Here is a 10,546-nt window from a genome sequence, read left to right on the forward strand (position 1 = left end):
GGCTCATTGGGGACTTGCACCCGTTAGCTAATACTCATGCCGAGCATACAAAAAAGTAAAGGGTAGTCTTGATAATTCAAAGCTACCCTTTAATTTATAATTGAATGATTATATGTATTGCTAATTTACTGCCCAGTCGCTGATTGTCCCCGTTTCAGATGAGAAAGATGCACCAATCTTATAAACCTTGCGGCTGTCGGCTGCATATTCACGCGCATATCCTTTTTCCTCTATCTGCTGAAGTGCCTCTTGGGCTGTACCGTCCAGTTTGAACTCAAAGATATATACATATTCTGATGTTTCCACTATGCAGTCCACACGTCCCTGGCTTTGTACCTTCTCTGCATAGACGGTATAAACACTAACCAGACGCATGATGAGATAGAAGGTATATTGGAAATAGCGTTCACGTTCCACCTCGTTTTCCTTGCGGCGCATTGTGTAAGGAATGCCGGACAGGAAAGAAGTAAACAGCCCACGTACCTGCTCCACCTCTCCTTTGCGCAGTGCTACAACAAGACTTCTTATCCACCCGCCGGTTTCTTCAGTAGGTTCCAGATATGACGAAGCCACCATAGTAAGGAATCCGCCCTTTACTTCATTGTTCGGGAAATCAAGAAGGAAGGTATTGAAATCTCTGTCGTATGCCTTTATTGTAAGATATCCGCTTTGATATATCATAGGCAAAGGACGTTCCACGTCGGCCTTGTAGTCAATAAATTCTGCCGGAGTGTAATATTTTCCGGTAAATTCGTTCATCCTCTCATGCGAATGGTTAAGCAGACGAATCAGATATGTGGGAGTTCCTGTGCTGAACCAATAGTCTTTGATACGCTTGGCATCAAGAGCATTCAACAAACTGAAAGGATTATAAATATCAGTCAGCTTATCGCTGAAGTGGTACCCATCGTACTGTTTCTTCAACAGTTTATACATTTTTTCCGGTGTACACTGATATTCGACTGCCATTTGCGACACAGGTTCAGTAAAATATTTTACAATTTCCTCCTGAGTTATACCGCACAGAGCCTCATAACGGACATCCATACTTATATCTTTAGGCTGGTTGAATCCGCTGAACACACTTACCTGCGAGAATTTGGTTACACCTGTCAGCAGTACGAACTGCAGGTGTTTGTCCGCTCCCTTAAACACTGAATAAAAAGCTTTCAGAACATTGCGATGTCTGTCTTCCAGATTGGTATCCACATCCAGTACATCAAGCATAGGTTTGTCGTATTCATCTACAAGTACTACAGCGCGTCGGCCTGTCTGAAGATGAGCAGCCTCGAGAATCTTTATAAAGCGGTCTCCAAGACCCAATTCATTATCACGTACAGGCAGATTGTACTTCTGTTCCCATTCCGCCAGATAAAAGTTAAGTTTCTTCTCCAGTTCTCCGGGATTGGTAAAATTAGTAGCATTGAAATCCACATGGAAAACGGGATACTCGTTCCATTCTGTCTCCATCTTTTCTATGGCAAGACCGCGAAACAGTTCCTTACGTCCTGAATAATAGTTTTCCAAAGTAGAAACAAGTAGGCTCTTTCCGAACCGTCGCGGACGGCTGAGAAAATAAATACTTCCATTATGTGTAAGGTCATAAATAATATCAGTTTTATCAATATAAATATAACCTTCTTGAATAATGCGTTCAAAACTCTGAATACCAATAGGAAATTTCATATGCTGATTATTTTTGTTCTTTACGCAAATGTAACTAAAAAAACTGACTTTTGCATTTGATTAATACGATATTCCGGATTTTAATACTCAATATAATCAAGTATCCCCTGAATATAAGCTATTGTCACTCCATAATTGGTCATAGGAATGTTCTGTTTCTTGGCTTTTGCCACGCGGTTCATCATGAATTTTCTGTTGAACATGCAGGCTCCGCAATGAATAATAAGGTCGTAACCTTCAAGATTTTCAGGGAAGTCGTGTCCTGATACCATATCTATCTGTATGTCATTGCCGAATCTTTTTCGGAGCATGGCTGGGATTTTCTCTCGACCAATATCCTCTGTGAGTGGGGCATGGGTGCATGCTTCGGCTATAAGGACTTTCGATTTGTTGTTCAGTTTGCCTATCGTACGTACACCTTTCACAAAGTAGTTTATATCGCCCTTGTGTTTGGCAAAGAGTACGGAGAACGATGTCAGTATGCTTTCCTTTGGCTTCAGTTCGAAAACGGTCTTGAACACCTGTGAGTCTGTGATGATAAGTTTCGGAGGATTTGCCATCGCTTTGAGCATTGCTTCAAGCTTGTCTGTGGTGCAGCTCATTACAAGGCATTTCTTGTCGAGAAGTTCACGCAAGGTCTGAACCTGAGGCAAGATTAGTCTGCCTTTCGGAGCCTGAATGTCCTGCGGCATGACTAACAGTACGGTGTCGTTCTCTCCGGCAAGATTTCCTATTATAGTATTTTCGGAAGAGTAGTCCTGCCGGTTTTCTATCAGTGCTTTTCTTATCTCGTCTATGCCTTCTTTTGTCAGAGTACTTGCTATGACAGGTTTGGTACCGCATTTCTTTTCTATGGAAAGGGCTGTTTCTGTCTTGTTGTCCAGAAGGTCAGCCTTGTTGAGTACCCATATCACCGGAGTATTCTTTGCAGTGAGAACTTTCTGCCATCTCAGTTCTTCTTCTATATTGCAGTCTGTACAGACCATAATAGCTATGTCAGTGCGCTCAGTAGCCTTTAGTGTCTGTTTGACTCTCAGATTTCCAAGCTCTCCCTCATCATCAAATCCGGCTGTGTCTATAAATACACACGGACCTATGCCGTGTATTTCCATCGATTTATACACAGGGTCGGTGGTAGTTCCGGCTACGTCCGAAACTACTGAAACTTCTTGTTCTGTGATGGCATTTATCAACGACGATTTTCCACTGTTTCTTTTTCCGAACAGTGCTATATGTGTGCGGTTTGCTCTTGGAGTATCTTGCAATGACATATTATTATGGCTATTTAAAATGTAGTGATATAATCAGAATCTGAAATCGCGTTTTCCTTCGCCTATGTGTTTCAGGTTCTCTATTGCGCGTCTCTTTATTGCCGGATTTGGAATTCTTTCCATCTGCTCACGTATCATCTTCGTACCGAGGGCTTTTGTCTCAGGTGAGGCATAGTCTTCCAAATATTCCTGTAAAGTCATAAGTGCGTTTGGCGAACAGCAGTTGGCTATCTGTCCTGTTTTTACCAACGACATGAAGCGGTCGCCCGTACGTCCTTCGCGATAGCATGCAGTGCAGAAGCTTGGGATATAGCCGAGTTTCAGCAGCCATGACACTATCTCATCCAATGTACGGTTGTCGCTGATATCGAACTGTGAGGAGTTTTCTTCCGGTGTTTCCTCTACGGCATATCCGCCTACGCTTGTACGCGAGCCTCCGCTTATCTGTGAGATACCGAGTTCAAGAACCTTTTCGCGCGATTTTTGCGATTCGCGTGTAGAGATAATCATTCCCGTGTATGGCACAGCTATACGGATGATGGCTACAATCTTCTGGAATATCTCGTCGGAGATTGCATTCTCAAAATCTGCTGCATTTATATCGTCGGCAGAGCAGATTCGCGGTACGCTTATTGTGTGAGGTCCAACTCCGTAAGTGGCTTCCAGATGTTCTGCGTGCATCAGCAGTCCGGTGAAATCATACTTATATGTATTCAGACCGAACAGAACACCGAGTCCTACATCGTCTATTCCGCCTTCCATTGCTCTGTCCATTGCCTCGGTGTGGTATGCGTAATTGCTCTTAGGACCGCGCGGATGAAGTTTCTCGTAATTTTCCTTATGATATGTTTCCTGGAAAAGTATGTATGTACCTATACCTGCTTCGTGAAGCTTTCTGTAGTTCTCCACTGTTGTGGCAGCGATATTAACGTTCACGCGGCGTATGGCTCCGTTCTTGTGCTTTATTCCGTATATGGTCTTTATGGACTCAAGGATATACTCTATAGGATTATGCAATGGGTCTTCGCCGGCCTCAAGTGCCAGACGCTTGTGTCCCATATCCTGAAGTGCTATGACTTCACGTTCTATATCTTCCAGACTGAGCTTTTTGCGGGCTATAGTCTTGTTCTTGATATGGTAAGGGCAATACACACAACTGTTTACACAATAGTTTGAAAGATATAGCGGGGCGAACATCACAATTCTGTTGCCGTAGAACTTCTGCTTGATTTCCTTTGCCAGACTGAAAATCTCTTCCAGCAGTTCCGGGTCGTTACATTCAAGCAGCAATGCAGCTTCACGGTGACTGATACCTTTGCATGCTCTTGCTTTTTCTATGATGGATGATATGAGTTCTCTGTTTCCGGCATTCTCTTCCGCATATTTCAGTGTGTCAAGAATTTCATCATGGCTGATAAATTCTTCAGCCTTTTTAGAATCGGCTCTGTACATAATTATATTTTTTAGAAGTTATAAGAGTTAAAGGAGTTATGGAAGTTAAAGAATAAACTTTTCTTATTCTACATAATCTCCTCGACCGTAGTCAATAGTATAACCAATGGCGCTAAGCTTTTGTTCAAGAAAAAGCAGGCCTTCTGCTGCTTCGGCACCCATTGATGCCTTGTTGTTGTATAGCGAATATTTGCTTCTTTCCTGAGGAGGAGAGAGATTTGGCATCACTACATTTGCACCGGCCAGTATTCCTCTTTCGCGTCCGTCGTGAGCAAGTGAAGCCAATGCCGTGGTTGACGGTATGAGTGCGTAAGGATGCATAAGTCTGAATATTGACAACAGCAATAGGGTAGTGCGTATGTTGCCTGGGCTTTTATCGGCAAACGGAGTATCACGATGTGGGATGAAAGGTCCTATTCCTATCATCTGAGGTTTGAACTCGCCAATGAACAGAATATCTTCTATGATATTGTCTGTGGTCTGTCCCGGACTGCCAATCATTATTCCTGTACCTGTCTGATAGCCTATCTCTTTCAGATTCTTAAGGCATTGCAGTCTGTTTTGCAGCGACATCGTTTCTGGATGCAGCAATGAATAATGATGAGGATTGTGAGTCTCATGACGGAGCAGATATCTGTTGGCTCCGGCTTCATAGAACATCTTGTATGCTTCGTATGACTTTTCTCCCAATGACAGTGTTATGGCGGCATCCGGATATTTCCGGCGTATGGACGATACTATGTCGGTTATTCTTTCGTCGGTCATATAGTTGTCTTCGCCTCCCTGAAGGACAAAAGTACGGAACCCCTGTCTGTAGCCTTCATCGCAGCATTGCAGTATGGTTTCCTTGTCAAGACGATATCTCTCCACGTTTCTGTTGCTACGGCGTATTCCGCAATAAAGGCAGTCGTTGTGGCAGCAGTTTCCTACCTCTATAAGTCCGCGCACGAAAATCCTGTTGCCGAACACTTTCTGTGTCTCGGAGCGTGCAATGCTGCTTATCAGTTCAAGACTGTCGTCATCGCACTCATCCAATAATATACGAAATTCATCGGAAGAAAGTGTTTTCTCCCGATGAAGTCGCTCTATAAGTTTTCTCATATATATGTGATATGAAAAATCTCTGTTTATTCTTCTTCCTTGTAGTTTTCGTATTTCAGAGGTCGTTTAATCAAATCCTGATTAAGCTGTCTTTTGCCTGAAAGAGGGTCGTTGAAAGAACTTGGACCTGTGATACATCCTTCAGGACAAGCCATCATTTCGATGAACTGTGCGTCAACCTTTCCTGTCTTCGCATATGCTCTGAGAACACCGATATTCTTCTTGTTGAAGTCCGAAATCTGCATAATCTTAATGCCGTTGGCTTTTTCACCCAAGTAAGCCTTGACAGCTCCTGCCACACCGCCTGCCTGAGCAAATCCGTGAGCTTCGCATACAGACTCTTTAGCTACTTTGTATGGAGAAACTTCCTTCAGGTCGATTCCCATACCCTTTATAACTGAGCTTATTTCCTCTAAGGTCATCACATAATCTACACATTCATCACGCTGAGCTTCTTTTCTCTTGGCGATACATGGGCCTATGAATACCACTTTAGCATCAGGATATTTCTTCTTCGCGATACGTGATGCATAGTACATTGGCGAACCTGTAGTAGAAACGTATGGTTTCATAGCAGGTATGTGCTTGTTCACGAGTTCTATATATGACGGACAGCATGAAGTAGTCATAAATTTCTGTCCTTCAGCAATCTTTTCAAGAAGCTCGTGCGCCTCGTTGCTTGTAGTATGCATAGCTCCTTCGGCAACTTCTATAACATCGGCAAAGCCAATCTGCTTCAAAGCTCCGTAAACTTCTTCTATGCTTGCATCGAACTGTCCGAGTATAGATGGGGCAGGGATGGCAATTACCTGTTTCCCTGCACGTATTTCTTCAAGTACATTGAATACCTGCGAAATTTCGAATATAGCACCGAATGGACATGCGTTAAGACACTTTCCGCAGTAGATACATTTGCTTTCGTCAATATGTTCTATATTGTGTTCGTCCTTGCTGATAGCCTTTACCGGACATGCTTCCTCGCATGGAACAGGTATGTAAACGATAGCATGGTAAGGACAGCTCTTGTGGCAGATACCGCAGCTGATACAAGTATCGTGGTCAATATGAGCCTGACCTGTTTTCTTGTCGAAGTGTACGGCACCTTTAGGGCAGTTCATGTAGCAGCTTCTTGCCACACAACCCCTACAAAGGTTACTTACCTCATAGTTTACCTGTACGCATGAAGAACATGCCTCGTCTATCACGCAAAGAATGTTTTCCTTGATTTTTCCGTGTCTTTCAAGAGCCTTGCGGGCATATTCTGAAAGTGGAGTTAGCTCGTCTGTTTCGTCAGACATGTCCCATCCCAGAAGAGGGAGTGATTTATATTTTGTAACCGCACGTTCTTTGTGAATACAGCAGCGTCCTACCGGCTGGGAACGTCGTGGGCTGAATTCCAATGGAATACGGTCAATCTTTTCAATTAGCTGTTTCTCCTTCCATAAAGCTACAAGATTTTCAAGCAGTTTGTGTCTCACAATCATTACGTTGTTAGTAAATGCCATAAGTAAAAAAGTAGTGTGACTGTTAGTTGATAAATATAATTACGTTATTCTTTGTTTTCTTCCGCACCGCGCAGAATAAGAGTAGTAGCACCTAAAGTGAAAATACTTCCTTCTTCTATTACAACTCTTTCTTTTGGACCTAAGATTTCATTCATGTGGAATGTTCCTGTTATACTGTCGTTATCCCTTAATGTATATACTATTTTTCCTTGCTTGTTCTTCTTTACATTGATGATACAATGTCTGCGATCCATACTCGGGTCGTTTGTCTCAATGGCTATATCCACGTCGGTTCCCTTGCATCTGCGTCCTATTACGTTGTCGCCCTCATGCAGAGGTATAACCTGCTTATAGGCAAATGTGTTTTCTATAACCACTACATTGCCATAGTCTTTTGTACCTTCTTTCTCGTCTATGATTTCTTCCCGACGTGTAGCTGCATTAAGTTTGGTACGTCCCAAACGTATGCTGAACTGTTTTTTACACTCTGGACAGATGAAAACCAGTGATTGTCCTTCTTCATATTTGGTTTCATCAAACTGGATGTAATTGTCGCATTTAGGACATCTTACTCTCTTCATTCCTTAATAAAATTGATTATTTGGATTTGTTAAGTAACCATGCAGTCTTGAACTGTTCGTCTTTTTTCAGTTCATTTATCTTATTGTATGCTTGTGATTTGTCTGTATAGCTGTACAGGGCAATACGGAAGCGGTTGTCTGATGTAAGAATCTTAGCATCATTGTATCCCTGCTTCTTGAACTTGGCAAGTTCTTTTTCGGCATCCTGCATAGTCTGCAGACTTGCTACTATGATGAACAGACCTTTATCGCCGGCAGTATTGCTCTTCTGAACTGCTTTGGCTTCTTTGGCCTCTTTCTTAACTGTAGCCTTAGGTTGTTCTTTTACAGCTTCAGCAGTTTTTTCTTTTTTTACAACTGCTGGCTCAGCCTTAACTGCTTTTTCAACCTTTACAGTCTTAACCGCAACCGGACGCAAGGTATTTACGTTGTTACGTCTGCCGGATGTAGCTGTTTGTTGCATATCTTCTGCATTATCAGCTTTGTCAGGAGAGCTTGTAGCAAGCGATTTGCTTCTGATAGCATCCAGCATTGTTTCAGCTCCTAATGAAGCATAGCTTGAATTGTCAAGATAAGTATTCTCTACCGGAACAGATAATACAAAGAACAGAATTATGGCTGCTGCAATCCCGATGGCATGTTCTGCCATACGCTTGATGATATGCTGCTGTTTGTTCTTTTCTTTCGGACTTTCTACAGAGGATGGCACAGTTTCTATTACGATACGCTGTTCGGCTGCAGTTTCTTTTACAGATGCCAGTTCCGAGAGTGGAGATATCGAGAAACTGCCCAATCCGTACAGGCTTGGACTGAAGAATGCATTTCCATATGGCTCAAAACCATATGTTCCGGCCATAGTGTAATACAGGGTCCCTATGTTATCTAACTCCGCCTGTCCGTTCTTGTACAAAGAATCTTTGATTTGTGATACGACACTTTCAATTTTTCTGCTTGCATCAGGAAAGTCTGTATCATATGATTGCATATATGATTGTGCCAGTAAACCGTCGTTTATAGTAAGCTGAGGATTAAAACCGATAGTTCTCAGCGGTGGGCAGAAAATATTTGCAGAATCCTTGAACTCTGCTGCTTTATTGTGTGCTATGAAACCTCCCAGACCGGGAACAATTACACAGTCATTTTCCAATAAAAGTACTTCTATATGTCTTGATAGCTCTTTCATACTGCAAAATTATAATTTTTTTTAGAAGGCTGTGCATGTTTTGGGGATAAATTTGTGGCTGAAAGTATTCTATTTGCAAAAAAACGAGTCATCCGCTAATTCCGAATGACTCGTAGAAATATTATGCGCCGCAAACATAATGTTTATGCGGCATAATAATTTTGTAGGTAAACAATATCAGCTCTGAATCTTACTCATCAATACCTCTGCCAGCTCTGTCTGCTCAGCATCCTGAGCTAATTTTATACCTTCCTTCAGAGTTTCTATACCTTCTTTTGTTGTGAAGAAAGCATTGAAACGGCGGAGAGTCTGAATCTGCTGAATCACAAAGTTTCTTGGCTCCGGATTATGCGGACATAATGCAGACAGCTGTTCGGCATCTATCTTATCGTCAAGCATATCTCTGAAAAGGTTTCTGTATGGCAGACTGAACTTGTTTGCCAGAGGCTTGAAGGTGATATGGTACAGATTTTTCTGTGTTGTGCGTCCGTTCTTGTCATGATAATTTACCTGTATAGGTTGGTAAGTACAGATAGCCATAAGCAAAGAGTCTGCAACGGCAGATGCGGAGTCTTCGTCATCGAAATTGCATATTATTTCCTCGCCATCGTACGGACTGTCCAGACCTTCCATTTTTGCTACAGTGGAATTTTCCAGATAAAGAGTTTCGTCAGTGATGATTTCCTTTCCTTCTATTCCCCAGTCGAACAGACCGGTCCTGAGCTGGAAATGTTTTGACAGATAGATGTACTGGTTTCCTACAGTGGTTGTGACGCGGATATAGTCGTATTTCTGAGTTAAAGAGATAATCTCTTTTTGCATATTCTCTTTAATTGCTTCCTCGTCGTCATTGCTTTCGGATGCTTTTTCGTCTACCACGCTTTCTGTAGCCGAAGCTTCTTCCTCGATTATTGTAGGAACTTCTTCTGTAGTTTTTTCTTCAGCATTCAGGCTGATGCTTTCTATTTCGTTTTCTAAAGTCTTGACCCTTTCTGAAAGAACTGAATTTTCTTCTTTCTCCTTGATATACTGTTCTTTAACAGATGATAATTCCTTGTTGAGGTCTTCAATTTCCTTATTAAGACTTTCAATCTCCTTGTTGAGGCTGTCTTTCTCTGTCGTATGAAGCTCGTTTGCAGACTTTAATTCCTTGCCGATATTCTCTTTTTCAGTCTGATGGTTCTCTTTAAGCGATTCCAGTTCTTTTCTAAGAGTTTCAAGCTCTTTATCGAGAGTTTCCTTATCGTTATTTAGTGTATTCTTTTCATTATTAAGAATCTCTACCTCTTTGTCTAAGGCTTCTTTTTCTTTACCGATGACATCCTTCTCTTTTTTAAGAGCTTCGTTCTCCTTGCTTAGAGCTTCTTTGTCTTTTGAAAGGGTTTCAACCTGTGTGTTCAGGCCTGCAATTTCGGCATTTAGTCCATTTATCTCTGTATTAAGTCCTTCGATTACTTTCTGCAGACTTGCAATTTCCTCCTTTAACTTTTCAGAGTCCTCGTTTGCTGATTTCTCTAAGGCCTCTTTTTCCATGACTATGGCCTCGTACTTCTCCTTGAGTTTCTGTAGCTCGTCGGATACAACCCCATATTCACTGTTTATACTTTCTTTATTCTTTTTGTATTTCTCGTTAAGGGAGTTGTATTCCCTCGATGTACTTCTCAACAGTTCGGACAATCTTTTATTCTCAAGTCTGAGCCTTGTCAGTTCAGTGTTTTGGGCTTCGATGTCCAAACCATACAATGCTTTATAGATTTTAAGTGCAAG

Annotated in this window: 8 protein-coding genes; all 8 read right to left on the bottom strand. The window is 42.0% G+C overall.

The genetic code is table 11. The features are described from left to right. Positions 1-120 precede the first annotated feature (120 nt). A complete protein-coding gene (locus QZ379_RS08380) occupies positions 121-1,686 on the bottom strand; it encodes an ATP-binding protein (protein ID WP_291563080.1) in 1,566 nt (521 codons plus the stop codon). 80 nt (positions 1,687-1,766) lie between these two features. Continuing rightward, complete coding sequence (gene hydF / locus QZ379_RS08385; RefSeq protein ID WP_291563082.1) at positions 1,767-2,957, bottom strand: [FeFe] hydrogenase H-cluster maturation GTPase HydF; 1,191 nt, start codon at positions 2,955-2,957, stop codon at positions 1,767-1,769. Positions 2,958-2,990: 33 nt separating this feature from the next. Next, on the bottom strand, positions 2,991-4,409 hold the full coding sequence (gene hydG / locus QZ379_RS08390; RefSeq protein ID WP_291563085.1) for a [FeFe] hydrogenase H-cluster radical SAM maturase HydG: 1,419 nt from the start codon (positions 4,407-4,409) through the stop codon (positions 2,991-2,993). A 63-nt stretch (positions 4,410-4,472) separates the two neighbouring features. Continuing rightward, positions 4,473-5,510: a [FeFe] hydrogenase H-cluster radical SAM maturase HydE gene (gene hydE / locus QZ379_RS08395; RefSeq protein ID WP_291563089.1), complete on the bottom strand. Its 1,038-nt coding sequence runs from the start codon at positions 5,508-5,510 to the stop codon at positions 4,473-4,475. Positions 5,511-5,536: 26 nt separating this feature from the next. Further along, positions 5,537-7,015 carry a 4Fe-4S dicluster domain-containing protein gene (locus QZ379_RS08400; protein ID WP_291563092.1) on the bottom strand — a complete coding sequence of 493 codons (1,479 nt, stop codon included), beginning with the start codon at positions 7,013-7,015 and terminating at the stop codon, positions 5,537-5,539. A 44-nt stretch (positions 7,016-7,059) separates the two neighbouring features. Further along, positions 7,060-7,596: an FHA domain-containing protein gene (locus tag QZ379_RS08405; RefSeq protein WP_291563095.1), complete on the bottom strand. Its 537-nt coding sequence runs from the start codon at positions 7,594-7,596 to the stop codon at positions 7,060-7,062. A gap of 16 nt (positions 7,597-7,612) precedes the next feature. Continuing rightward, a complete protein-coding gene (locus QZ379_RS08410; protein ID WP_291563098.1) occupies positions 7,613-8,779 on the bottom strand; it encodes an SPOR domain-containing protein in 1,167 nt (388 codons plus the stop codon). A 177-nt stretch (positions 8,780-8,956) separates the two neighbouring features. After that, positions 8,957-10,546, bottom strand: a 1,590-nt coding sequence (locus tag QZ379_RS08415; protein ID WP_291563101.1) for a hypothetical protein, incomplete at its 5' end; no start/stop codon positions are given.

This window comes from Bacteroides sp. (assembly GCF_019417265.1).
GTDB lineage: Bacteria > Bacteroidota > Bacteroidia > Bacteroidales > Bacteroidaceae > Phocaeicola.

What these genes read in the sequence shown, in the direction of transcription:
- hydG (WP_291563085.1), bottom strand. Translation starts at nt 4,409, where the DNA reads ATGTACAGAGCCGATTCTAAAAAGGCTGAAGAATTTATCAGCCATGAT.
- QZ379_RS08400 (WP_291563092.1), bottom strand. Translation starts at nt 7,015, where the DNA reads ATGGCATTTACTAACAACGTAATGATTGTGAGACACAAACTGCTTGAA.
- QZ379_RS08405 (WP_291563095.1), bottom strand. Translation starts at nt 7,596, where the DNA reads ATGAAGAGAGTAAGATGTCCTAAATGCGACAATTACATCCAGTTTGAT.
- QZ379_RS08380 (WP_291563080.1), bottom strand. Translation starts at nt 1,686, where the DNA reads ATGAAATTTCCTATTGGTATTCAGAGTTTTGAACGCATTATTCAAGAA.
- hydF (WP_291563082.1), bottom strand. Translation starts at nt 2,957, where the DNA reads ATGTCATTGCAAGATACTCCAAGAGCAAACCGCACACATATAGCACTG.
- hydE (WP_291563089.1), bottom strand. Translation starts at nt 5,510, where the DNA reads ATGAGAAAACTTATAGAGCGACTTCATCGGGAGAAAACACTTTCTTCC.
- QZ379_RS08410 (WP_291563098.1), bottom strand. Translation starts at nt 8,779, where the DNA reads ATGAAAGAGCTATCAAGACATATAGAAGTACTTTTATTGGAAAATGAC.